The organism is Acidaminococcus sp. (assembly GCF_050873445.1).
GTDB lineage: Bacteria > Bacillota > Negativicutes > Acidaminococcales > Acidaminococcaceae > Acidaminococcus.
The window spans coordinates 39,885-64,546 of record NZ_JBNMIU010000002.1 but is presented as its reverse complement, the minus strand read 5'-3'; the positions used below and the strand labels follow the sequence as shown (position 1 = coordinate 64,546).

Genomic DNA, 24,662 nt, shown 5'->3' with positions numbered 1-24,662 from the left:
CCTATTTGGCTTTCGCCCAATTCTCGCCCACAGCTACATCCGCCACCAGAGGCACTTCCAGGGGCACAGCCTGTTCCATGGTGGTCTTGACGATCTGCGCCACCTGATCTTTTTCTTCTTCGGGCACTTCCAGCACCAGTTCATCATGGACCTGGAGCAGCACCCGGCTCTTCACCCCGGCTTCCTTTAGTTTTTGGGCCACTTTCAGCATAGCAATCTTGATGATGTCCGCCGCCGTACCCTGGATAGGGGTATTGATGGCGGTGCGTTCTGCAAAGCTGCGCCGGTTGAAGTTCCTGGCCTTGATATCCGGCAGATACCGGCGCCGGCCAAATAAAGTTTCTACATAGCCCAGTTCCCGTGCTTTCTGCTTCTCCCGTTCCATATAGGCCTTCACACCGGTATACCGGGCGAAATAGCTTTCAATATATTGGGCAGCTTCGCTGCGGGGAACTCCCAGCTGCTTTGCCAGACCGAAATCACTGATGCCATAGATGATGCCGAAGTTCACAGTCTTGGCCTTGCTGCGCATGTAATGGGTCACCTGGTCCAGAGGCACCCCGAAAATTTCAGAGGCCGTCCGGGCATGGACATCCTGGCCGTGCCGGAAGGAATCCAGCAGCAGCTCGTCCTGGGCGATGCTGGCCATGACCCGCAGTTCCACCTGGGAATAGTCACAGCTCATCAAAAGATCGTACCCCTCGCCAGGCACGAACATTTCCCGCATGCGCCTGCCCACTTCCGTCCGGGTCGGGATGTTCTGCAGGTTTGGTTCGGTACTGGACAACCGGCCGGTAACCGTGGCCATCTGGTTGAAATGGGTGTGGATGCGGCCGGTGTTGGGATTGATCAGAGGATGGAGTCCCAACAGGTATGTAGACAGCAGCTTGGACAGCTGACGATAGGCGATCAGGGTCTCGATGATGGGATGCTCGCCCTGAAGGGCTTCCAGCACGGATACGTCCGTGGAATAGCCGGTCTTGGTCTTCTTGATAATGGGCAGGCCCAGCTTTTCGAACAGCAGCACTCCCAGCTGTTTGGGAGAATTCAAGTTGAACTCTTCTCCACCCTGTTCCCAGGCCTGCTGTTCCAATGCACTTACCTTCTTCTTCATTTCGTCCGTGACTTCATCCAGCATAGCCTGATCGACGGTGATTCCATTGAATTCCATCTCAGCCAGATTTTCGGTCAGAGGCAGTTCGATGTTTTCATACAGATCGGTAAGTCCCCGCTCTTCCAGTTTTTTCCGGAGCACCGGCCCCAGCGCCGCCGTATCCTGGGCTCCTTCCCCGCTGGCTGCAGACAGGAATTCTTCTCCCAAATTGGTCAGGCTGTAGCTGGTGGCACCCGGTTCGTACAGATAGCCGGCCAAGGCCGGATCATCGGTGACACCCCGGAGCATGCTTTTCTGCCCCAGCATATATTTGTACAGTTCCTTGGGGCTGGCAATGACTTTGGAGATTCCTGCATCAGCCAGCATTTCCAGCAGCATGGCCTTCCCAGCCAGGGCCGGCTGGAAATGGTAGTGTTTGCCGTCAAGGGCCAGATCCACAGAATCCAGTTCCAGTCCGGGCAGAAGACCGCTGGTGGTATACGCCAGGGCCACCGGCTGTTCCTTATTCCAGATGTCCTGCAGCAGCTTGTCCGCCTGGGCATTATCGGTGATGTCCACTGTTTCCCAGGTTTCCGCGGCAGCCGGAGCGCCGAACAGGGCCATGGGATCATCGGATCCGGAAGCTTCTGTACCTTCCGCCAGACCCAGCACCGGTACGAACCGGTCCCACAGATTCTTGAACTGGAGTTCCTGCATCATCCTGCGGCTTTCCGCCGTAAGACCGGTGAGAGGATAAGCGGACAACGCCCTGTCGATGGGCACTTCCAGGCAGATGGTGGCCAGGTCTTTGGACAGCAGGGACTGTTCCTTATAGGTCTTCAGCTTTTCCTGGAGGGATTTGCCCTTTACTTCGCCTGCATGGTCCAGCACATTTTCCACAGTCTGGTAGGCAGTGATCAGCTTCATGGCCGTCTTGGGGCCTACGCCGGGCACCCCGGGGATATTGTCGCTGGTATCCCCCATGAGCCCCTTCAGGTCGATGATCTGTTTCGGCACCAGCCCCTGGTATTCTTCCCTGAAGGCTTTTTCATCGTACACGGCGATGTTGGAGATGCCCTTTTTGGTAAACAGCACCTGCACATTGCTCTTGATCAGCTGGAATTCATCCCGGTCGCCAGTGACGATTTTCACATCCACATCAGCAGGTGCAGCGGCAGAAAGAGTACCGATGATGTCATCGGCTTCATAATTATCCAGCTCCAGAGTGGGAATGCCCATGGTCTGGAGCAGTTCGATGGACAGGGGGAACTGTTCTTTCAGTTCCGGGGGCGTGGCTTTCCGCTGTCCCTTGTACTCGGCAAATTTTTCAGTCCGGAAGCTTTTCCGGGATTTATCGAATGCCACCAGCATATACTTGGGCTGGATCTCCTGGAGCAGCTTCAGCAGCATGTTGCACAGGCCGTACACAGCGCCGGTATTGACGCCCGCTTTGTTGGTCAGCGGCGGCAGGGCGAAGAAAGCCCGATGGAGCAGGCTGCTGCCGTCAATCAGAAGGAATTTCTCACTCATGATACACCATCCTTGGTTTCAGATTGCGCTTCTGTGTTTCAATTTCTTACTATTATACCATACATATGGAAACAATGTTTTTGTACCAAATGAAACACTTAAAAGGTCATTGTATTCTGTATACGCGCTCAGAAATTTCTGTGCTTGACGGGTTTCCGTACCCGGTGATAGCATTTATCTAGACAGATTTTTACCCCTGCAAAGGACTCTTCTGCGGGGAAATTGGGGAGGTTTTTTTATGGAATACAAATTGGCAGAACGGATGTCCGGAATGCAGGCTTCAGCTGTACGGGAAATCCTGAAAGTGACCCAGCGCCCGGAAGTGATTTCTTTTGCCGGCGGACTGCCGGCACCGGAGCTGTTCCCGGTGGATGAAATCAGCAAGGTGTGTACAGAAGTCTGCGCAGCAGAAGGCCGGAAGGTCCTGCAATACGCTACGACGGAAGGCCGTCCCACCCTGCGGGCCAAGATTGCTGCCCGCAGCAACCGCAACTACAAGACGCACCTGACGATGGACAACATCCTGATCACCACCGGTTCCCAGCAGAACCTGGATATGGCCGGGAAGATTTTTTTGGACAAGGGGGATGTGGTGCTGATGGAAAGCCCCACCTACCTGGCCGCCATCAATGCTTTCAAAGCCTACCAGCCTGAATTCAAGGAAGTTCCCACCGATGAAAAAGGCATGATCCCGGAAGAACTGGACAAGATTCTGGCCACTACGCCGAACGTCAAACTGATCTACGTGATCCCGGATTTCCAGAACCCCACCGGCATCTGCTGGAGCCTGGAACGGCGGAAACAGTTCATGGAAGTCGTCAACAAATATGAAATCCCTGTGCTGGAAGACAACCCCTACGGAGAACTGCGGTATGAAGGAGAAACTCTGCCCAGCCTGCAGAGCATGGATACCAGGGATCTGGTCATGGCCATGGGGACTTTCTCCAAGACCTTCTGCCCGGGTCTGCGTATCGGCTGGCTGGCTGCTCCCACAACGATCATCAGGGAATTTGTGAAGGTAAAGCAAAGCGCTGACCTGCATACCTCCGCTTTCGACCAGGCCATCATCGACCGGTACATGGATGAATTCAGCCTGGATGAACATGTACGGGAAATCAACAAACTGTACAAACATCGTCGGGATCTGCTGCTGAACACCATGAAGGAAACCTTTACGGACGGTACCACCTGGACCCATCCGGAAGGTGGCCTGTTCCTGTGGCTGACCTTCCCGGAAGGCGTCAGCGCCCGGAAAGTATTTGACAAATGCATCGAAAAGAATGTGGCCGGGGTGCTGGGCGAATTCTTCTACCCCATCGCCAAGAACGACCGCCATATGCGCATCAACTACTCCAACATGCCGGATGACCGGATCGTGGAAGGAGTCAAACGGATGGCTGAAGCGCTGAAGGAAATCAAAGAAGGAAAATAAGATAACAAAAAGACAGGCTGTGAAAAAACATTTTCCACAGCCTGTCTTTTTTATGCCTGTTTCTTTTTCGGCCAGCAGGGCGTATCGATGCCCAGTACCTTCTGGCTATCGAAAGGTTCCGTGCTTTCGCTGACGAAGTGTTCTTTCGCCTTCAGCACGTACTGAAATCCTTTGTACAGAAGCGGAATGTTGCAGTATACCATAATGATATTGGCCAGGTCGGAGAAGGCCCACAGATTGCCCAGATCATACCCGGCGATGTTCACCAGTACGCCGAAGGTGGCCACTGCCAGACACAGGCACCGGACGATGACGATGACTTTGGGATTGGTGCTCAGCCGGGCAGAAGCGATTTCTGAAAAGGAGATCATGCCGATGAGGCAGGTATAGGCGAACAGGCAGAAGCACAGGGTCAGGGCCAAAGTCACCAGCAGGTTCAGGCCGGGCGTATGGGTCAGGGTGGTAACAGCCATCAGATACTTGGGAAGTTTTCCGGCAGCTTTCCAGGCAGCTGGCTGCTGCTGCCAGCTGTGGGCCATGATGATGATGAACCCGGTCATGGTGCAGATGATATGGGTATCCAGGAACACCCCGGCAGCGGACAGCAGGCCCTGTTCGCAGGGATGATGATCATCAGCGGACGCTGCGGACATGGTAATGGTCCCCTGCCCGGCTTCGTTGCTCATAAGCCCCCGTTTCACGCCCTGGACCAGGACAGTACCGAACACGCCGCCAAAGAAAGCTTCGGGCCTGAAGGCACCTTCGAACACAGCCTTGAAGAAGAAAGGTACTGCATCCACATTGGCCACGATCAGCAAAATAGTCGTGACCACGTACACCACGGCCATCACCGGTACCATGGTGTTGGTAATCTTCGTTACTTTCCTGATGCCTCCGAAAGACAGGATGGCAGTGCTAATCAGTACCACCGCAGCGGTCCCGAAGTAGAAAGCGGATTTGGTAGGGATTTCAGCCCCGCTCAGCATGGAACCCATGGCTCCAACGGAGGAAACCACATTGAACCCCTGGGCAGGCAGACAGCCCAGGGCATAGAAAATATACAGCAGGGAAAGGAAAATCCCTGCATTTTTGCTTCCATGAAGCAGCGTCCGGCCGTAGAAGGGTAGACCGCCTACGAATTCTCCCTTCCGTTTTTCCTTGAAAATCTGAGCCAGAGTGGCTTCCACAAAAGCGGTAGCCATGCCAAAGAAGGCGGAAATCCACATCCAGAACAGCGCCCCAGGGCCGCCCACAGAAATGGCACCGGTGACCCCCAGGATATTCCCGGGGCCCACCCGCATGGCGGAACTGAGCATGAAGGCTGCCAGCGGCGAAATCCCCGTTTCAGCACTGCGCCGATGGGCCAGGATATGGATGGCCTGCTTCATATGCGTCAATTGAATGAAATGGAGCCGCAGGGAAAAATAAATTCCCGAACCCACCAGCACGATAATGGCAAAAGAAAAACTTCCCAGAAGAGGGATATTTTTATACCATCCGAACATGGCAGGAACGTCCCAGAAGAAGTCGGACAATGGGCCCACGAACTGCAGGACCGAGTTGATCCAGGCAAACAAATTTTCCATACACATCTCCCCCATTCGATTTTCTATGACATTACTATAACATAGTACAGGATTTTTTCAAGAAACTGTAGAGAAGTTGTGAATTCCCTCACAAAATATGATAAAATAATACAGATTTTTAAGTGTTTGTCCAACACAACTGCACATCATAAAGGAGAATATTATGCAACCTGTAGACGTAGGAATCCTTTCCCTCCTCCCACCCATCATTGCCATTTCCCTGGCACTGCTGACCAAAGAAGTCATTTCCTCTCTGATGCTGGGTATCCTGTCCGGCGGCCTGATCTATGCAGCGGCCTCCGGCGGCGGTCTGGTGTCCATGAGCCTTTCGGCATTCGAAATCATGGCCAAGACTGTGGGTACCCCGGATAAATTCAACATCATCCTGTTCCTGGCCCTCCTGGGATCCCTGGTAGCCGTGGTGAACAAGGCCGGAGGTTCCCAGGCCTACGGCCAGTGGGCCACCCGGAAGATCAGGAGCAAACGGGCCGCAGAACTGGCAACCAGCGTGCTGGGCGTGCTGATCTTCATCGATGACTATTTCAACTGTCTCACGGTGGGCACCGTCATGAAACCGGTGACAGATAAGTACAAAGTGTCCCGGGCCAAGCTGGCCTACATCATCGATACCACCGCCGCCCCGGTATGCATCATCGCTCCGGTTTCCAGCTGGGCTGCAGCAGTGGGCTCCACTCTGTATGAAACAGGAGCCTTTCCCAACGAAATGGCTGCGTTCCTGGCCACCATCCCCTACAATATGTATGCCATCCTGAGCATCCTGATGGTACTGATCCTTTCTTTCAGCGACCTGGAATTCGGGCCCATGGCGGATGCCGAATTCAAAGCGGAAAACAAAGGAGAACTGGGCTCCCTTGAAAAGAAATTCGAAAAAGACGAATCTGCTGCCACCGGCAAAGGAACGGTATGGGACCTGCTCATCCCCATCGGCGCCCTGATTGTGTTCACCATCCTGGCCATGCTGTACACCGGCGGTTACTGGGAAAAGGGCCTGACCTTCCAGGAAGCCATCGGCGCCAGCAACTCTTCGGCTTCCCTGGTACTGGGCAGCTTCTGGGCTCTGATCGTAGCCTTCATCCTGTTCCTGCCCCGGAAACTGCTCACATTCCGGCAGTTCATGGACAGTATCGGCACCGGCATCAACACCATGGTACCCGCCTACATCATCCTGACCCTGGCCTGGACCATCGGCACCCTGTGCCAGAAATACCTGGGCACCGGCCAATACATCGGCATGCTGGTACAGACCAGCCACCTGCCCATGGAACTGCTGCCAGCCATCGTATTCCTGGTAGCCGCCGGCCTTTCCTTCTCCATCGGAACAGCCTGGGGGACCTTCGGGCTGTTCATTCCCATCGTCGTATTCATCTGCCAGAGTGCCACGCCGGCAATCATGACGGTGACCCTGTCCGCTACCCTGGCGGGTTCTGTATTCGGAGACCACTGCTCCCCCATTTCGGACACCACCATCCTGTCATCTTCCGGAGCCGGGTGCAGCCACATGCAGCATGTGAGTACCCAGATTCCCTATGCATGCCTGGCAGCGTCCTGCTGTTTCGTCAGCTATCTGGTGGCCGGTTTCAGTGGCGGCAGTGCGATCCTGACTCTGCTCAGCGGTATCATCCTGCTGCTGGGAGCCCTTTGGATACTGCACAAACGGGCGAGAGCAAGACTAACGAAATAAAAAAGGTGCCGCGGTTGCGGCACCTTTTTTGGCGGGTAGAAGATTGCTTATTTTACAATGGTCACCGGGCAATGGGCACTCTGGGATACTTTTGTGCTGACGCTGCCCAGGAAGAACCCGGCCAGCACACCCATGCCCCGGTTCCCCATGACAATCAGGTCTACATCGTCCTTTTCTGCTTCGGCGCAGATCCGTTCAGCCGGGTCGATGTCCACCACTTTCTTGAAACTGATGGCAGTATAGGAAACTTTCTCAGCCACCTTCTTGGCTTCTTCGATTGGCGTGGGCACCGTCACTTCCGGCGGGATGACGTTGCCGTTTTTGTCCTTGTGAGGAGGTTTGATGCGGCTCAAATCGTAGGGCACATCAATGTTGACCACCAGGATCTGGGAAGCAAATTTGCGTCCGATTTCCATGGCAAATTCCAATGCCCGCAGTGCAATCTTCGATCCATCCACTGGTACCAAAATTTTGTTGATCATAAGCTCTCCTCCTTGCTTCCAGGGATCCGCTCTCTGTTATTTTACGATCAGTACAGGGACATCGGCGTATTGGGAAACCTTGCTGCTCACACTGCCCAGGAAGAATTCCGCAATGCCGCTCAGGCCCCGGCTGCCGATGACGATGGCCGTGCATTTCTTTTCCTTGCAGACAGCCAGCACCCGTTCAGAAGGATGACCCACTTCCAGATCAAAATCCTTCTTGCCCTTGAAATCCTTCAGCTTTTCCCGTGCAGTATCCAGCACGCTATTGCCGATTTTGGTCAATTCGTTGTTGCCCTGGTTGATGGTTGCCTGATCCAGAGGCACCACCAACATGGCTGAATTATTATAGGGCTGGATTACGTTGATCACCAGCAGTTCGCCTTTAAATGCTTCTGCCAGTTCCCGGGCTTCTGCCAGAGCCCGCCAGGACGTTTCAGACCCATCCACCGGTACTAAGATTTTCTCAAACATACAACCACCTCCAAGGGGATACTTTACAGTATTCTGATTCTTATTGATAGTATTCGACAAGAGAATGTAAATTCCTGCTGTGAATAAAAAAAAATTTTAATTCGTTTACTGGACAGCTTTTTCCCCCAGACAAATGCCCGCAGAAAGAATTCCTTCAGCCGGAATCTGGAAACCAGAGATAAGAAGAGGCTGTGAACGATTCCTTCACAGCCTCTTCTTCCGCTATTTCACTACTACCACCGGCACTTTTGCATATTGGGAAACCTTGCTGCTGACGCTGCCCAGCAGAAATTCTTCCACGCCGCTCAAGCCCCGGCTGCCAATGACAATGGTATCACACTTTTCAGCATTGCACAGCTCCAGGATCTGTTCGGCCGGGTTGCCGATTGCTTCTTTATATTCTGCTTCTCCCTTGTATCCGGCCAGTTTTTCCTTGGCCAGATCCAAAGTCGCATAACCAGCCTTCTTCATGGCTGCGTTATTCTGGTCGATCAGGGTCTGGTCCAGGGACATCTGCAGCAGATTGCCTGCCCCATATGGAACCATCACATTGGTCACAATCAAGCTGCCTTCGTACTTTTCAGCCAGGGACCTGGCAGTTTCCAGGGCCTTCCAGGAAGTTTCGGACCCATCCACCGGTACTAAGATTTTTTGGAACATCATATCATCCCTCCTCCATATTCCTTTATAGAATGTATTCGCTTTCAGAGGGGGAAATCCCTTCTTATTTTTTCGATTTTTTTGAATTGCGTCCTGTTTCCCGCTTGGGGTGCTTCTGGATCGCCTTATGGGATTTCATTTTCTGTCCGTTCTGCTTTCTGGCCAGTTCCATAGGAGTGGGCGCTGGCTCGCTGTACTTGAATTTGGCATAGAGGAGCATACCTGCCACGGCCACAATGGGCAGGGTTCCCAGTATGGGCCGGGCAATGCCGCCAGCGGTAATCACCAGGAAGTTCCACCCCACCACGGCCAGAGGGGTGATGATCCACTGGGCCACCTTGGACCCGTGGAAGAATTTCAGTGCCAGGCCATAGCAAAGGATGACCACGCAGAAAGAAATGACGGACAATAACAGTACGAAAATAAAAAATTCCATAGCAGACCTCGTTTGGATATTATTGTAATTGACAGCCACATTGGCCGCAGAACTTACTCCCGGGCTTTACCAGAGCACCGCATTGGGGACAATGGGCGTTTCCACCTGCGGGCGGCTCCTGTTCCTGCGCTGCTTTGGAAACCAGGACGATTTCGTTCAGCAGGTCGCAGAAAGCCTTATCATCCTTGTCCTGATTGAAGAATTTCAACACAACAGTGCCGGAGTCCGGTTCCACCAGCTGCGCATTTTCATCATAGATCAGAGGAGGCAGTATCCCCAGAGAAACCCGCAGGCCCCGGGAACTGTACAACATCCCGTCCCTGGTGATCAGGAGTCCCGTCTTTCCCTTTCCCCACAGGAAAGAATGAGAAGCATCACAGAGCAGGACAACCTGGCTGGCATCGACGCCCTCTGCATTGCCATAAGCCTTCATTGCGTTTTCCAGAGGGCCGTCCAGCTTGCCAATTCCATAGTAAAATGTATCATTGATTTCCAGGGGGATTGCAGCCACCAGACAGGCTACCCGATCAGGCAGCGGTACCTTTGCCTTGCAGACATCCCATTCTTTCCGGACAGATTCCGGCTGTGAGGCCTCCTGGATGGCCTTCTGGTACCAGCGTCTGGCAGCCGGGAAATTGTAGGTCTTCAGGCCCGGATTCCCGCAAAGCCTTCCTGCCTCCAGAATGGCGTCCGTACTCCCCAGCTCCACTGCTTCTTCGTACAGGGGAAGGGCTTTCTCTTCCTGCCGGGCTTCACAGTACGCTTTGCCCTGCTCCAGCTCCAGAGCAATCATGGAATCGGCAGCCTCTGCCCGACCCTGTTTCCATGCCTTCCGGTAATCCTCCAGAGCTTCCATCCTTGCCTGCAGGGCCTCTTCTCCAGTTGCGCTCCCGGCCTTCGCTTTTGCGCTTTCCGCCTTCCGGCAGGACAATTCGAGCAGCGCTTCTTTTGCTTCAACACAGCCGTAATCCAGGGCCTTTTCGTACCATTCCAAGGCTTTGGCTTCATTCTTTTCCATGCCTTTACCGTTTTCCGCCAGCCGTCCTAGATAAAGACAGGCAGTACCGTCCTTCTCGGCTGCTTCTTTTTCGTACCAGCGAATGGCTTCTTCGTATTTTCCCTGCGCCTCCAGCTTTTTCCCGGCTTCTGCAGCCATTTTTAAATAGACAGGGCTCTGCTTCCCGTTATTCATCTGTTTCAACAACAGCACCTGCTGCCAGGCAGCGTCGCCACTGCCCAGGACAGCCCCTTCTGCAAAAGCCCATTCCGCAGCTTCCAGATTCCCCTGCTGCTGATAGAGCAGCCCGGCCTGGTATGCCGCCTCAGCGCTTCCCCATTCCTGAGCCCTGCTAAAAGCTTCCAAAGCCGTTTCCTGGTCGCCGGCGGCCATAGCTTCCCGTGCCTGCTGCAGGTCAATTTTCTTCTGCTGGTCAGCCCATTCCTTTGCATCCCGTTGAAAACCCACCAGATGGAAATGGACATCCTGTGCGGACCAGTCCCTGGTTCTGGCTCCGTCCCAGGTCACTTCCACCTGGGGATCCATACCCCAGAGCTCGACATGCTCAATAAAGTCCGGGAGAGTATACGTCCCCGCTGTCAGTGCAACCGCTGTCCGTCCGGTTTCCGGAGAGAAGTGCTCCGGCATATCTCGCAGCTGGATGAACAGTGCCAGCAACATATCCGGCTGGATGACCGGATAGAATACCTTCCGGATATTGGCGGGGACCCAGTCCGGGAACTGGAAGCTCCGTACCTTATCCTGGTTCTGATACCGGTTCCAGACCCAGAGTGCCAGTGCCAAAGCTCCCCCATCCGCTTCTGCCATCCGGAATACATCCGGTCCGGCATCAGGGGATACAATCAGCAGATTCTGATAGACGTCGTTTGCATCTCCGGTAATTTCCAGACATTCACAAAAACCTTCCATCAGCTGTTCCCGGGTGATTTTATGAGCCGCATATCGTTCCACCAGGTTTTTCTGTTTGCTGCGTGCTTTCTCCGTTTCATACTCGCATTCCGGCATTTTCCCATTTTCGTTCAGGATATGCCAGACCTCATTGAACAGATCAAGACGGCAGATCTGGTCGATGAAATCACAGGCCATTTCCGGGTAATCCCGTTTGCTGCCACGGTCGGCGATGAAACGTTTCAGTCGGCCCGAATACGTATTGCCCGTAATGGTGCGTCCCAGAGAACTGAAAGCATCCTGGACAGAATTCAGCATCCTGGCCTCGATAGCCCCCTTGATTGCCCCGGTGACGCCGAAACCGCCGCCCTGCCAGTTCGCCTTGTCAGCCTGTTTTTCCTGTACCAGGGAATCTCTATACTGTGCAATGGCTTCTTTATCCTCCTGCCAGGCCTGCATCAGCTCCGTTGCCGCCACATTGGGGGATAATTTTTCCCATAAGTCATCTTTTGCCACATAATCGATTCCATACTCATTCAGCAGATCCACTGCATGTTCAAACAGGGGATCGCAGACCGAAATGCAGACATCCAGCAGTTGGGAAGAAAAATCTACCGGGTCTTCCACGCCCTTGTCCCTGATCAGATCCTGGACTCGATATTTTACGCTGAAAGCCGCTTTTGTCCCTTCTGCATTGAACGGCTTCCAAAGCTGGTTCTGCAGGGCTGTAGCCCAGGGCAGATTGACCTCATACTGTCCCAAAATAGTGAAATGTCTGCTCTCCACTTCTGGCTCATCCAGCTGTGAATTTTCGGCGGCTGACGGTGCAGGCTTGGTCGGTACCGGAGCCGTCGGTGCATTTCCTGGCATTTCCGGCATTTTCGCTCCGCAGTTGAAACAGAATTTAGCATTATCCGGCAATTTGGTTCCACAATTCATACAAAACACAGGATATCCCTCCCATTGCATGGCTGATGAAAAAGTTCTATGGGTATTATACTCTATCTTGTTTCTCTGGCAATCTTATAAACCCAGGCTTTGCCATTCTTTTCTCTGGTAAGGATGCCCTCCGGCAATGCATCCAGCCGCTTCTGGACGGTCATCCGGCTCTTTCCGCTCTGTTCACAGAGCTGTTCCATGGTCAGTCCCTCCCCGCCGAAGAGAGTGGCTTCCAGCAGCAGTTCCGTAAGGGAAGAGGCAACTGCATCTTGAATATTCTTCTCTTTGAGCCATGCTCTGTCTTTCTGCAGCATCCTCAGTTCCTGCCGGAGCAGCTCCAGTGTTCTCGTCAAATGCCCGGGCAATCAGCTGTCGGCACAGGTCATCAAGGAGAAGTGAAACGTTTCTGGTAAATTGCTTCATAATCGGCTGGATTCTGGTAATACAGTTTGTACAGAGAAAGATAGGACATCCGATTTTCCTTCTTTCTTTATAAAAAAAGCTAAAATTAGAAAGATTCCTTTGGTTTCTTTCTAATTTTAGCAAATTTTATAAAGGAATCCAGAAGAAAGCCATCTGGAAAATCAGTCATTCGTTATTTCTCCGCCCTGGCCGCAATCTCTTTCATGAGCTTCAGCGTCAGACCGGCATCATCCTGGTTTTCGGTCAAAATGACGATGACCCGGTTGTGACCGGGCCCGTACACGATGCCTCCGTCGTGGTACAGATGGTCCAGCTCGCCGGTCTTGTGGGCCACCCGGCTGCCCGGACAGGCGGCCGGCAGTACATCCGTATCCTCCTGATCCAGCAGGATATCGATCATCTTCTGGTCCAGGTCCGGTCTGACGCACTGCCTGTGGTACAGCCGGCTGAAGAAGATACCCAGATCACGGGCACTGGTCAGATTTTCCCGTCCCTCCCGCACTGCTTCCGTATCCATCATCTTCCGCTGGAGTTTCGTCTGGGTGTACCCGTGCTGCTGGATATACTGGTTGATCCGCCCCATACCCAGATAGTCGATCAGCATATTGGCAGCCGTATTGTCACTTTCCGTAATCATCTTATACAGCAACTGCCTGATGGTGATCCGGCTGCCATCCTCCCAGCCGCACAGGGACCCGGCACCGCCCACTTTCATATTATCCCGCAGCACCAGTTCATGGCTCTCGTCCAGCTGCCCATCGGCTTCTTTCTCCATGGCAGTGGCCAGGATGAACACCTTGATCATGCTGGCGGACCGGACCTGCTGATTCTGAAAAAGCAGGGACCGGGAACCGTCCAGGAAATCCACATAAACGGAATACTGAGCATCATCCTGCTGCACAAGCTGGCGCAGGCTTACCGCCAGTTCATGATGATCATGGGCCTGGGCTGCCGCAACAGCTTCAGCCCCTGGAAGCGGCTGCCCTGCCCCGGTCTTTACCAGGGACAGGCCCAGCAGAACGAGCAGCGTACAGCAAATTCGACGGATATGCATGGAATGATCACCCCAAAATCAGATGCCCAATGGGGTAGCCCACGAAGGTCATAGCCAGAATGGCCAGTACGGCGAACACGCCGCCCCATACGAACATATCCCGGGCACTGGTCCAGCCGGACCCGATGGCCACCGTATTGATGGTGGACTGACCGGCCGGAGTCATGTTGCAGATGCCTGCACCGAACCCGATCAGACACACTACGGCACCCACGGAAATGGTCCCGGCAGGCAGTGCCTGGCACACGGACAGGGCCACGGCGCTGACCACGGTGGTTGTGACGATGTTGGAAGAGAAGTTGGTTTCCAGTACGCACCAGGCAAAGAAGAACAGAAGCAGTCCCAGCACAGGCAGGCCACTGGCTACCGGTGCCAGCAGCCCGCTGAGCCATGCCTTGATGCCCATCTCGTTATGGGTCAGAGCGGAACCCAGCATGGTAGCGGCGCCGGTCATGACGATGGAAGCCCACAGAACGCCCTTGGTCATGACTTCTTTAAAGTCCATGATGGGCTTGCCATCGTGCCGGCAGATGAACAGGATGATGCAGCCCAGAAGAGGCGGCATGGCTGTCGTGCATTTGCTGATGACCTTGTACAGACCGGGGTTGACACCCTTCAGCAGACTGGGTCCTACCCACAGCAGCACCACCAGCGCCATGGTCCCCAGGATGATCCATTCCCGGGCATCCGCTTTGGGCACCATCCCCCGCAGGCTCATGGCCTTCTGGGGATTAATGGTATGGATGTCGCCGGGACGGTACAAGAATTTGAATACCAGCAGCAGCAGGACCACCAGCAAAATCCCTGTAGGGATGCCCATAGCCATATACTGGAACTGGTTTACATCCCGGCCGGTAGCCGCTGTGTAGTAGCCGATGGCCATGGTGGGCCACACATGACCGATAGCGGTCATACCCGAGGACAGGCTGATGCAGAAGGCCGTGCCCAGCATGATCATATTGGCAGAAGGGCTCCCCTTCTTCAGTTCCAGCACCTGGAAGATGTCCTCCAGGAAGGGCATGAAGGCCACGAACAGCACGGAGGGCGAAATAAACAGGCCCATGAACGTGACAGCGAAGAACAGGAAGCTGACAAAGGACCAGGGGCCCCGCCGGGCAATGGCATTGGTAATGAAGGTCACCGTGCAGCGCCGGACAAAATGGGTCTTGGACAGCGGATACACCAGCATGAAGGTAAACAGCAGGAAGGCTACGGTGGTGTTCCCAAAAGTCCCCTTCAAGGTGCCTGCAAAGCCGAGATGGGGCAGAAAACCCAGCAGGAAAATGGTGATCAGACTGGGCCAGTCGATGGAAATGGTGATCCACATGAGCAGGGAACTGAGGAAAATACCCAGCACCGCCAAGCCTTCGGGAGTCAGAGGCGCAGGCGCCGGCAGCAGCCGCACAGCAAATCCGGCTGCCAGGGAGATCACCAGCCAGAGCAGATCTTTCGTGGATTTACTCATGGCCCCTCCTTACTCACAGGCCAGAATCTTGAAATCCTGGCTTTCTTTGGACAGCTGGAACATAAGTTTCTGCATATTGGTCTCACTGAGATTGCCCAGGATGGTCAGGTCGAAAGTAACGGTCCTGTCAGGACGGTTGAAGCTCAGCAGTTCCATGTACTGCATGTTGTAGCCATAGTCCCCCACCATGTTCAGGATGCTGCTCATGGCATTGGGCTGGTCAGGACGGGTCAGGCGCACCACCACCCGGGTACCGTCGGATTTGATCTGGACACCCTTGGCCAGGTCGGCAAACAACTGGGGATTCCAGTCGAACAGCATGCCGTACTGGTACATGCGGCTGGTTTCCATGATCTTGCGGACCACAGCCAGATATTCAGGTTTGCGATCTTCCGGCACGCCCTGGCTCAGCCGCTGCAGGATGGCCTGTTCCCGGTCAGCCCGGTAGATGTTGGTTTCGCCGGCAGCCTGTTTGGCCTCAGCCACCAGTTTGGAGCAGTCCATCCGCTCCATCAGCAGCTTCCGCAGCTGGGGATCAATGGCATCGATTTTTTTTCGTACGTCTTCCAGTTTCATAAAAATCCTTCCCTTCTACTTTTCTACAGATTTCTTCCATTATAACAAAAAAGAAGGGTGTGTGAAAAAAGTTTTCTCACACCCCGTCACTAACCGATGGAGACCAGCTGATGCTGGCAAAACACGGAAGCTGCGGAGGATGATTCCACAGTCCCCTTGATCTGTTCTTTACATGGCCGTGCAGGGTTCAGTCTGCAGCAGCTCTTCTTTTTCCTCTTCGATCTGTTTCCGGGATACCCGTTCCAGCCACTTCAGATCGTAGGGTTCGAATTTGCAGCGGGCGTAGGCATCCAGGTCCATCACCGTGCCATCCCAGTCGGAATCGATCCGGCCATTCTGCTTGATCAGGATATCGTACAGGATGGCGTAGACCTTGCCGTCTTCCGGATCTTTTTCCACAATGGTACTGTAGGGCAGGGTTTTGTGGTACACCAGTTCCAGGTCCTTGTACTTGAAATGGAACCCGCAGCGCATCCGGCAGCCATCCAGGCCCGTATAGCAGGCCACCTGCTTCAGATCCTTCAAGATCTGGTCATGGGGCTCATCGTACAGGTTTTCCGGCGTAGTCTCCGTGTAATCGAACCGAAACTGGATGGAAGGTGCATGGACCTTCCGGAATCGTTCCATGAACGGAATCAGCTGTTCCCGGGGATATTTCTTATACAGCACACAGTTGATCCGGAATCGCACCGGCAGTTTGGCCAGCAGGTCATCGTTGGATTCTTCCACATAATGCTGCATGTGGCGGGAAATGTTCAGACAGCTGATCTTGCCGGCATTGTGATGCAAAAAGGCCAGGAGCTCGTCTTCGGTCTGGTGGGCATTCACCGGCAGGGTTGTATTGATGTAGATGTGATGGGTGGGCGACACTTTATCCAGCATCACCTGCAGGCTCTTCAGGTTGGCCAAAGGCTCGCCCCCGGTGAACACGAAATCGCAGTAAGGAGTCATCCTGTCCATGACTTCAATGCTGTGGCAGATGGCTTCCAGGGAAAAGCCGGTAGTATCGGCATATTCTTCTTTATTGACACAGAAAGGGCAGTGGTTCTGACAATCGTACGGTACGAACACCGTAACGGTAGCACCCCCTGTGCGCGTCTTATACGGATGGAACTCCGCTTCCAAGGCAGTTTTTTCTCTCTTGATCATTACAAATCCCCTCGTACTTCTCTGGCTGTTTCCGTAAAAAACAAGCCGTGACTCACAATTCACTAGCTTATATTTTACCATATATCGTCAAGAAAATTCCAATGTTTTCGGGAAGGTGCAGTGATTTTTCATGATATAATATTTTTTATCACATACGAAAAGAGGCTGGGTTTATGATTTCCCTGATCCCGGACGGGTTCAACGATTTCCACTGCAAGGGAGGCGCCTGCAGGCACACCTGCTGCCAGGTGTGGATCATCGACATCGATGACGATACGGCAGACTATTACCAGCACCTGGAAGGTCCCCTGGGCGACAAGCTGCGGTCTTCCATGGAAAAAAATGGTGAAGGCTGGCATTTTAAACTGAACGACAGGGGCTTTTGCCCCCTCCTGGAGCCGGATGGCCTGTGCCAGGTAGTGAAGGAGCTGGGTGACGATGCCCTGTGTGACATCTGTGCCGTCCATCCCCGGTTCTTCACCCATGTGGACGACGAAATCGAGGACTATACCCTGTGCGGCACCGGATTATGCTGCGAGGAAACCTGTGAAATCCTGGGCAGAGTAAAGGGGCCCATCCGGTTCCGGGATGAGGATACGGACAAGCGCTATACCCTGCCGGAACTGCTGGAAGATATGGGCTGGGGTCCCGTTCCCAAAATGGTCTGCCATTTCCAGCCCATCCTGACGGAAAAAGAAACCAAAGACATCCTGAAGAAGCTGTCCGCTACGGAGCCTATCGATGAAGCCTGGACGGACGAGATGCAGCACCTGGCGGGACAGATTCCCCTTCTGGCAACCCGGCAGCGGGATTACTGCAGTCACTATGACAAAGCCTTGTTCGATCGGATTTATCACTTCATCCTGTACCGGCAACTGGACAAGCTGGAGGAATACGGCCTCACATCCGTGGCTATCTACGCCCGCCAGAACACACAGTATATCTTCATGGAGGCTGCACTCACCGGCGACCCCCTGGAAGCCGCCCGCCGCTGGTCAGAACAGATCGAGTATGATACGGGAAATGTGGAACAGCTGCTGAAAGCGATCACTGCATAGAGATTGCAGTCTGACCATCGTCGTAAGGCCGCAGGGATGTCCGGACCCAGGCCGTCCAACGGGCTATATATTCATAATGGCGTATGACAAAAAAGCGACTACCTTGCGGCAGCCGCTTTTTTCTTATTTCTTATGGAATTCTTCCAGCTGCAAAGCTGTATCGCTGTGGAGCATTTCCTGGGCCAGTTTGTCCGGATAGGGATGGGCGTAGACGATCCGTTTGATCCCGGCATTGATCAGGATTTTGGAGCACACCACACAGGGCTGATGGGTACAATACAGCGTAGCCCCCTGGGTGGATACCCCGTTGACCGCCGCCTGGATCACTGCGTTCTGTTCCGCATGGATACCCCGGCACAGTTCATGGTTCTGTCCGCTGGGTACATGGAGTTTCTCCCGCAGGCAGCCCACTTCCTCGCAGTGGGGCAAGCCCTTGGGGGTCCCGTTATACCCGGTGGCCAGGATCTGCCGGTCTTTCACCAGTACAGCGCCCACCTTCCGTCTCAGGCAGGTAGACCGTTTGGAAACCACCTCGGCGATTTCCATAAAGTAACTATCCCAATCGGGTCTGTCCATTTTTCATTCCACCGTTCCGAATACCCGGTCCCCGGCATCGCCCAGACCCGGTACAATATAGCCATGTTCATTCAGATGGTCATCCAGAGCTGCCGTATAGATAGGCACATCCGGATGTTCCCGGTTCACCAGTTCCACTCCCTCCGGTGCGGCTACCAGGCACATGAAGCGGAAGTGCTTGTAACCGTCTTCCTTCAGCATGCTCAGGGCTGCAGCGGCACTGCCGCCGGTAGCCAGCATGGGGTCGATCAGGATGATCTCCGCATCCTTGTCCTTGGGAATCTTGCAATAATATTTGATGGGTTCCAGGGTCTCCTCATCCCGGGTCAGGCCGATATGGCCCACCCGTGCTTCGGGAATCAGGTCCAGCACTGCATCCAGGAAGCCCAGGCCGGCCCGCAGGATAGGCACTACGGTGATACCGCTCACATCCAGTTCATACCCGGTGGTTTCCGCCAGAGGTGTGGTCACCTTGGTTTCCCGCAGAGGCAGATCCCGGGTCACTTCGAACAGCAGCAGCTGGGCGATTTCGTCCAGCAGGCGCCGGAAATTCCGGGGCTGGGTCTTCTGGTCACGCAAATGGGTCATCTTCTCTTTGATCAGGGGATGGTTCACAACATGGACTTGCATGAGTTTTCGGGCTCCTTTCCCAATTACAGATTCGGATACAGAGGATATTTTTCACACAGGGCAGCTACCCGGGCAGCTGCTTCTTTCTGGGCTTCTTCTTTGCCGGGATTGCTCAGTACCAGGCCGATGATCCTGGCCACTTCCCGGAAGTCGTCTTCCTTGAAGCCACGGGTAGTGGCAGCGGGAGCGCCCAGACGGATACCGCTGGTCACAAACGGGCTTTCCGGATCGTTGGGGATGGTGTTCTTGTTGCAGGTGATGCCGATGGCATCCAGCATGTGTTCCGCATCCTTACCGGTCAGGTTCTTGGAGCGGGTATCCACCAGCACCAGATGGTTATCGGTACCGCCGGAAACCAGCCGCAGGCCCTGCTTCGTCAGTTCATCCGCCATGGCAGCAGCGTTTTTGATGATCTGTTTCTGGTATTCCTTGAATTCCGGTTTCAGAGCTTCACCCAGTGCCACCGCTTTGGCAGCGATGATGTGCATCAGAGGACCGCCCTGGGTGCCGGGGAATACAGCCTTGTCAACCTGTTTGGCATACTTTTCCGGGCACAGGATCATGCCGCCGCGGGGCCCGCGCAGGGTCTTATGGGTGGTGGTAGTCACCACATCCGCATAGGGAACGGGGCTGGGATGCAGCCCGGCAGCCACCAGTCCGGCAATGTGGGCCATGTCGATCATCAGGACAGCACCCACTCCATGGGCGATGGCAGCCATCCGTTCGAAATCGATGATCCGGGGATAGGCGCTGGCACCGCCGATGATCATCTTGGGCTGGCATTCTTTGGCAATCTTTTCCAGTTTGTCATAGTCGATCCGTTCCGTTTCCGGATCCACACCGTAGGGAACGATATGGAAGTACTTCCCGGAGATATTGACCGGGGATCCGTGGGACAGGTGACCGCCTTCAGACAGATTCATGCCCATGACCGTATCGCCGGGTTTCACAAAGGCGAAGAAAGCAGCCAGGTTGGCATTGGCACCGCAGTGAGGCTGTACATTGGCGTGTTCCGCACCGAACAGCTCGCAGGCTCTCTGCCGGGCCAGTTCTTCCACTTTATCCACGAATTCACAACCGCCGTAATAACGGTGGCCGGGATACCCTTCCGCATATTTGTTGGTGAGGACAGTCCCCATAGCCTGCATCACAGCCGGAGAGACAAAGTTCTCCGAAGCAATCAGTTCGATCTTATGACGCTGTCTTCCCAGTTCTTCTCCGATAGCTGCCGCTACCTGAGGATCAGTCTGATTCAAAGGTTGTTGATTCATGTCGTTCCTCCTCCAATGGATTGTTCCGCGGGATCAGCCGGAAACTTTATTATTTGTAGACGGCCCGTTCTCCCCCGATGAGAGGCGGACGGGTACGTGCTGCCGTAAGGATGGCATTGCCCAGTTTCTTCCGGGACAGCCGCACCGGAACGGCCACCCGTTTCAGGTGCATGCCGATCAGGGTCTGGCCGATATCCAGTCCCAGGTCAGCCTGGATTTCTTCCACCACAACCGGGTTTTTCAGCTCATTATAGGCGTTGGCCGCAAAAGCGCCGCCGGCATGTTCGACAGGCCGTACGGTAACCTGCTGCCAGCCGAATTTCTCCATGGCCTTCCGGTCCACCACCAGTGCCCGGTTCAGGTGCTCGCAGCACTGAGCGGCCAGGATCAGTTTGTGTTTGCGGCAAACCTTGTGCAGGGTGGTATACAGCACCTTGGCCAGTTTCATGGAGCCGCCGGTGCCAATCCTGTTGCCCAGCACCTCGCTGCTGCTGCAGCCCACCACAAAGACCTGGCCGGGTCTGGCCTGGGCCACGCCGATCAGTTCTTCCGCATCTTCCGCGATTTCCTGTGCGATTTTCTCCAGATCGATGGATTCGCTCATACAATCACCTGCTTTGTTATTTTTCCAGTGCCATGATCTTGGCTACCCGCTGGGTATGATAGCTGCCCAGGAAGGAAGCTCCCAGATAGGCATCCACGATCTGTTCCGCCAGACCGGAGCCCAGGACCCGTGCACCCAGGCACAGGATGTTGGCGTTGTTGTGTTCCCGGGCTTTTTCAGCGCTGTAGCAGTCGCCGCAGACGGCCGCCCGGATGCCGTGGATCTTATTGGCAGCGATGCTCATGCCCAGACCGGTACCGCAGATCAGGATACCCTGGTCCGCCTTGCCGGCAGCCACAGCCTCGCCCACTTTTTGGGCATAATCCGGATAGTCCACCCGGTCAGGAGTGTAGGACCCGGCATCTTCCACTTCATACCCTTTGTCCTGAAGGTATTTGATCAGAACCTGTTTCAATTCAAAACCGCCGTGATCACAGCCGATCATGATTTTCATTATACGTTGGCCCCCTTGTTTTCATGCAAATGCATTACCGCATATCATGATTATTGTATCACAAAAAGGGAGTCGGCGCACCTTGTACGTCGACTCCCTTTTTTCATACCAGCATCGCTTTCAGAAACTCCGGTGCCTGGCCGCTTTGAAGACGATACAATCCGTTTTCATACACCAGGATGTTGTGGCCGGCGCTCTTGCGCATCCGGTTCATGATGGCCAGCCCCAGGTCGTGGGTACTCACCCCTTCGCCCAGAATCACATCCACCTGCTGCCGGTCGAATTCCCGCAGTTCCGTGTACAGATTCTCTGCCAGGGAGGCCAGATCATGGCCTGCGTCACAGATCACCATGTTGGGATGCACCCGGGGCAGATGTTTGATGGTTTCATCCAGGGCCAGCACCCCCACCTTCAGGCCGCTGGCTTCCGCCAGGATGGCCGCCCGGATCACGCCCAGGCCGGCTTCCGCTCCTTCCATCAGGTACATGGGGGCCTTGGGTGCATAATGCCGGTATTTCATCCCCGGAGCCTTGGGTTTCTGGTCGGGGCGCACCAGCCCCGGATCCAGCTTCACATCCCCCATGACCTCCTGGATCATCTCTTCGGTGATGCCGCCCGGACGAAGGATCACCGGCACGGGACCGGTGGTATCGATGATGGTACTCTCCACCCCGATGTCACAGCTGCCGCCGTCCAGTACGCCACCGATAATGCCGTCCATGTCCTGGAGCACATCCTGTGCGTTGGTGGGGCTTGGTTTGCCGCTCTTGTTGGCAGAAGGCGCCGCAATGGGCCGCCCGGCCAGATGGATCAGTTCCCTGGCCACCTTGTTGCTGGGAAACCGCACGGCCACTGTTTCCTGGCCCGCCGTCACCACTTCCGGGATAATGGAAGACTTGGGGACGATCAGGGTCATAGGGCCGGGCCAGAACGCCGCCATCAGTTTTTTCGCCATGGGCGACAGCCCGGAAGTCAGCGGCTCGATTTCTTCCATCTCGCTGATGTGGAGGATCAGCGGATTATCCGCCGGCCGCCCCTTGGCTGCAAAGATTTTCCTGCAGGCATCCCCGTTCAGGCCGTCAGCCCCCAGGCCGTATACGGTTTCCGTAGGAAACGCCACCACTTCGCCTTCCCGCATCAACCGGGCTGCCTGCTCCAGCTGAGGTTCCAGCGGTTCATCGTTCTTTAATTTCCAATATTTCGTGACCATAGTCCGAATCCCCTTTCCCGGCAAAGACCATCCGCTCCACATCGCCATAGTCTCTGCAGACTTTCACACAATCGAAGCCGGCCTTCCGGCACAGTTCCGCCACCGGCCTGCCTTCATGGATGCCGATCTCGAAGGCCACCATGCCTTTGGGATCCAGCACCTGCCAGATATCCTCAAGGATCCTCCGGTAAAAATCCAGGCCATCTTTTCCGCCGTCCAGGGCGCTCCGGGGTTCCTGCTGTACTTCCGGCTGCAGCCCTGCCAGATCTCCTTCCGGGATATAGGGCGGGTTGGAAACTACTACCTGGAATTTGGGTTCCTTCGGTACATTGGCAAACAGGTCAGAGACCACTGTCTCCAGCCGGTCCGCCACCCCGATGGCTTCCGCATTCTCCCGGGTCACCACCACGGCACCGGGGCTGATATCCACAGCCATCCCGGTGGCTTCCGGCAGTTCCCCCAGCAAAGAATCGATGACAGCCCCGCTGCCGCAGCCGATGTCCAGGATCCGACGGGGCCCCTTCTCCCTGTTGAGTCTGATCAGGTTCTCCACCAGAAGTTCCGTTTCCGGTCGGGGGATCAAAGTATCCTTCGTCACCTTGAACTCGTAGTCCATGAATCCCTTTTTTCCCAAGATGTAAGCCACCGGTTCCCTGGCCGCCCGCCGGGCCACGTAGGTCCGGTACTGCTCCAGTTCGTTTTCCTGCAGGGGCTCATCGAAATTGGTATACAGCTGAATCCGGCTCTTGTGGAGTACAGCGCAAAGCAGCACTTCTGCATCCAGGCGCGGGTTTTCCACGCCTTTGGATGCGAAGTACTGCCGGGTCCAGTCCAGAATCTTCAAAATGGTCCAAACCATCTTCTGTTCCTGCATTTATTTCACCTGCTGCAGCTTCTTGACCTGCTCGGCGTTCATAAGCGCCTCCAGCAGCTCGTCCAGGTCTCCGTTGATGATATCCGTCAGTTTGTGCAGGGTAAGGCCAATCCGGTGATCGGTAACCCGTCCCTGTGGATAGTTGTAGGTCCGGATCCGTTCGCTCCGGTCACCGGTCCCCACCTGGCTCTTCCGGTCTGCATCCAGGGCTTCCTGCTGTTTTTCCGTTTCCATCTCATAAAGCCGTGCCCGCAGCATCTGCATGCATTTTTCCCGGTTCTGGAGCTGGCTCCGCTCGTTCTGGCATTGGACCACGATGCCCGTGGGCAGATGGGTCATGCGCACAGCGGAGGACGTTTTGTTGACGTGCTGACCGCCGGCACCGCTGGCCCGATAGTAGTCCACCCGGACATCGTTCATGTTCAGGTCCACGTCCACTTCCTGGGCTTCCGGCATGACAGCCACCGTCACCGTGGAGGTATGCACCCGTCCCTGGGCTTCCGTTTCCGGCACACGCTGCACACGGTGCACGCCGCTTTCGAATTTCATGTGGCTGTACACATCGGTGCCGCTTACCATAAACACCACTTCCTTGAAGCCGCCCAGCCCGGTAGGACTGGAGTCCATCAGTTCCACCTTCCAGCCCTTCTGTTCGGCATAGCGGGTGTACATGCGGAACAGGTCCCCGGCGAACAGGGCAGCTTCATCGCCGCCGGCCCCAGCCCGGATTTCCATGATGATGTTCTTCTCATCGTTGGGGTCCCTGGGCAGCAGCAGGATGGTAAGCCGGTTTTCGTAATCCTCAATCTGAGGCTGGAGTTCCTTCAGCTCCTCTTCAGCCATGGCGGCCAGTTCCGGGTCTTCTTTGGCTTTGATGATTTCCTGGTCTTCCTTCCAGGATTCCGCCAGTTTCTTGTATTCCCGGTAGACCGTGACGATCTCCGTCAGCTTGGAATGGGCCTTGGTATATTTCTGCCATTCATCCTGACGGGCAATGATCTCCGGATCGCTGATCTTGGCTTCCAGATCCAGGTACTTGTCCTCCAGGTCCTGCAGTTTATCCATATTCTCAAACATA

General features: G+C 54.8%; 23 protein-coding genes. 3 read left to right on the top strand and 20 right to left on the bottom strand.

What is annotated here, in order from left to right; all coding sequences use genetic code 11:
• Position 1: 1 nt before the first annotated feature.
• Positions 2-2,623, bottom strand: a complete 2,622-nt coding sequence (gene polA / locus ACR0QW_RS00765) for a DNA polymerase I (protein ID WP_432641818.1) — start codon at positions 2,621-2,623, stop codon at positions 2-4.
• 238 nt (positions 2,624-2,861) lie between these two features.
• On the opposite strand from polA, the gene ACR0QW_RS00760 reads away from it, so the two are divergent.
• Positions 2,862-4,055 carry a PLP-dependent aminotransferase family protein gene (locus ACR0QW_RS00760; RefSeq protein WP_432641817.1) on the top strand — a complete coding sequence of 398 codons (1,194 nt, stop codon included), beginning with the start codon at positions 2,862-2,864 and terminating at the stop codon, positions 4,053-4,055.
• 50 nt (positions 4,056-4,105) lie between these two features.
• On the opposite strand, the gene ACR0QW_RS00755 is transcribed toward ACR0QW_RS00760, so the two are convergent.
• Positions 4,106-5,641 carry an alanine/glycine:cation symporter family protein gene (locus ACR0QW_RS00755; protein WP_432641816.1) on the bottom strand — a complete coding sequence of 512 codons (1,536 nt, stop codon included), beginning with the start codon at positions 5,639-5,641 and terminating at the stop codon, positions 4,106-4,108.
• A 163-nt stretch (positions 5,642-5,804) separates the two neighbouring features.
• Here ACR0QW_RS00755 and ACR0QW_RS00750 point away from each other — a divergent pair, with 163 nt between their 5' ends.
• Positions 5,805-7,343 carry a Na+/H+ antiporter NhaC family protein gene (locus tag ACR0QW_RS00750; protein WP_432641815.1) on the top strand — a complete coding sequence of 513 codons (1,539 nt, stop codon included), beginning with the start codon at positions 5,805-5,807 and terminating at the stop codon, positions 7,341-7,343.
• Between the two features lie 47 nt (positions 7,344-7,390).
• On the opposite strand, the gene ACR0QW_RS00745 is transcribed toward ACR0QW_RS00750, so the two are convergent.
• From ACR0QW_RS00745 to ACR0QW_RS00700, 10 genes are all read right to left on the bottom strand, one after another.
• Positions 7,391-7,825: a universal stress protein gene (locus ACR0QW_RS00745; protein WP_432641814.1), complete on the bottom strand. Its 435-nt coding sequence runs from the start codon at positions 7,823-7,825 to the stop codon at positions 7,391-7,393.
• A gap of 36 nt (positions 7,826-7,861) precedes the next feature.
• Complete coding sequence (locus ACR0QW_RS00740; RefSeq protein ID WP_432641813.1) at positions 7,862-8,299, bottom strand: universal stress protein; 438 nt, start codon at positions 8,297-8,299, stop codon at positions 7,862-7,864.
• Between the two features lie 222 nt (positions 8,300-8,521).
• Positions 8,522-8,962, bottom strand: coding sequence for a universal stress protein (locus tag ACR0QW_RS00735; protein WP_432641812.1), 441 nt, complete (start codon positions 8,960-8,962; stop codon positions 8,522-8,524).
• 61 nt (positions 8,963-9,023) lie between these two features.
• The gene (locus ACR0QW_RS00730; RefSeq protein WP_432641811.1) at positions 9,024-9,395 is read right to left on the bottom strand and encodes a hypothetical protein; all 372 of its coding nucleotides are present in this window, start codon (positions 9,393-9,395) and stop codon (positions 9,024-9,026) included.
• Positions 9,396-9,414: 19 nt separating this feature from the next.
• Entirely contained in the window at positions 9,415-12,240 is a 2,826-nt protein-coding gene (locus tag ACR0QW_RS00725) for a zinc-ribbon domain-containing protein (RefSeq protein ID WP_432641840.1), read from the bottom strand.
• 62 nt (positions 12,241-12,302) lie between these two features.
• Positions 12,303-12,554: a hypothetical protein gene (locus ACR0QW_RS00720; RefSeq protein ID WP_432641810.1), complete on the bottom strand. Its 252-nt coding sequence runs from the start codon at positions 12,552-12,554 to the stop codon at positions 12,303-12,305.
• Positions 12,555-12,835: 281 nt separating this feature from the next.
• Complete coding sequence (locus ACR0QW_RS00715; RefSeq protein ID WP_432641809.1) at positions 12,836-13,717, bottom strand: serine hydrolase; 882 nt, start codon at positions 13,715-13,717, stop codon at positions 12,836-12,838.
• A 7-nt stretch (positions 13,718-13,724) separates the two neighbouring features.
• On the bottom strand, positions 13,725-15,182 hold the full coding sequence (locus tag ACR0QW_RS00710; RefSeq protein ID WP_432641808.1) for an SLC13 family permease: 1,458 nt from the start codon (positions 15,180-15,182) through the stop codon (positions 13,725-13,727).
• A gap of 9 nt (positions 15,183-15,191) precedes the next feature.
• Positions 15,192-15,758 carry a chorismate mutase gene (locus tag ACR0QW_RS00705; RefSeq protein WP_432641807.1) on the bottom strand — a complete coding sequence of 189 codons (567 nt, stop codon included), beginning with the start codon at positions 15,756-15,758 and terminating at the stop codon, positions 15,192-15,194.
• Between the two features lie 168 nt (positions 15,759-15,926).
• A complete protein-coding gene (locus tag ACR0QW_RS00700; protein WP_432641806.1) occupies positions 15,927-16,907 on the bottom strand; it encodes a 4Fe-4S cluster-binding domain-containing protein in 981 nt (326 codons plus the stop codon).
• Between the two features lie 173 nt (positions 16,908-17,080).
• Between ACR0QW_RS00700 and fliB the strand changes: the two genes are divergently transcribed.
• Positions 17,081-17,965 (top strand): flagellin lysine-N-methylase, encoded by an 885-nt coding sequence (fliB, locus tag ACR0QW_RS00695; protein ID WP_432641805.1) that lies wholly within the window; start codon positions 17,081-17,083, stop codon positions 17,963-17,965.
• Between the two features lie 123 nt (positions 17,966-18,088).
• Here the strand turns inward: fliB and ACR0QW_RS00690 are convergent, their stop codons facing one another.
• The 8 genes from ACR0QW_RS00690 to prfA all read right to left on the bottom strand — a co-directional run bounded on the left by ACR0QW_RS00690 (position 18,089) and on the right by prfA (position 24,661).
• Positions 18,089-18,541 carry a deoxycytidylate deaminase gene (locus ACR0QW_RS00690; RefSeq protein WP_071143215.1) on the bottom strand — a complete coding sequence of 151 codons (453 nt, stop codon included), beginning with the start codon at positions 18,539-18,541 and terminating at the stop codon, positions 18,089-18,091.
• Positions 18,542-18,544: 3 nt separating this feature from the next.
• A complete protein-coding gene (gene upp / locus ACR0QW_RS00685) occupies positions 18,545-19,171 on the bottom strand; it encodes a uracil phosphoribosyltransferase (RefSeq protein ID WP_432641804.1) in 627 nt (208 codons plus the stop codon).
• Between the two features lie 23 nt (positions 19,172-19,194).
• Positions 19,195-20,442, bottom strand: coding sequence for a serine hydroxymethyltransferase (glyA, locus tag ACR0QW_RS00680; RefSeq protein WP_432641803.1), 1,248 nt, complete (start codon positions 20,440-20,442; stop codon positions 19,195-19,197).
• A 49-nt stretch (positions 20,443-20,491) separates the two neighbouring features.
• The gene (locus tag ACR0QW_RS00675) at positions 20,492-21,046 is read right to left on the bottom strand and encodes a TIGR01440 family protein (RefSeq protein ID WP_432641802.1); all 555 of its coding nucleotides are present in this window, start codon (positions 21,044-21,046) and stop codon (positions 20,492-20,494) included.
• A 16-nt stretch (positions 21,047-21,062) separates the two neighbouring features.
• Positions 21,063-21,500 (bottom strand): ribose 5-phosphate isomerase B, encoded by a 438-nt coding sequence (gene rpiB, locus ACR0QW_RS00670; RefSeq protein ID WP_432641801.1) that lies wholly within the window; start codon positions 21,498-21,500, stop codon positions 21,063-21,065.
• Positions 21,501-21,603: 103 nt separating this feature from the next.
• The gene (locus ACR0QW_RS00665) at positions 21,604-22,710 is read right to left on the bottom strand and encodes an L-threonylcarbamoyladenylate synthase (protein WP_432641800.1); all 1,107 of its coding nucleotides are present in this window, start codon (positions 22,708-22,710) and stop codon (positions 21,604-21,606) included.
• Positions 22,676-23,584, bottom strand: coding sequence for a peptide chain release factor N(5)-glutamine methyltransferase (prmC, locus tag ACR0QW_RS00660; protein ID WP_432641799.1), 909 nt, complete (start codon positions 23,582-23,584; stop codon positions 22,676-22,678). The genes ACR0QW_RS00665 and prmC overlap by 35 nt, the downstream gene beginning before the upstream one ends.
• Complete coding sequence (gene prfA / locus ACR0QW_RS00655; protein WP_432641798.1) at positions 23,585-24,661, bottom strand: peptide chain release factor 1; 1,077 nt, start codon at positions 24,659-24,661, stop codon at positions 23,585-23,587. It lies immediately after the preceding gene.
• Position 24,662 lies beyond the last annotated feature (1 nt).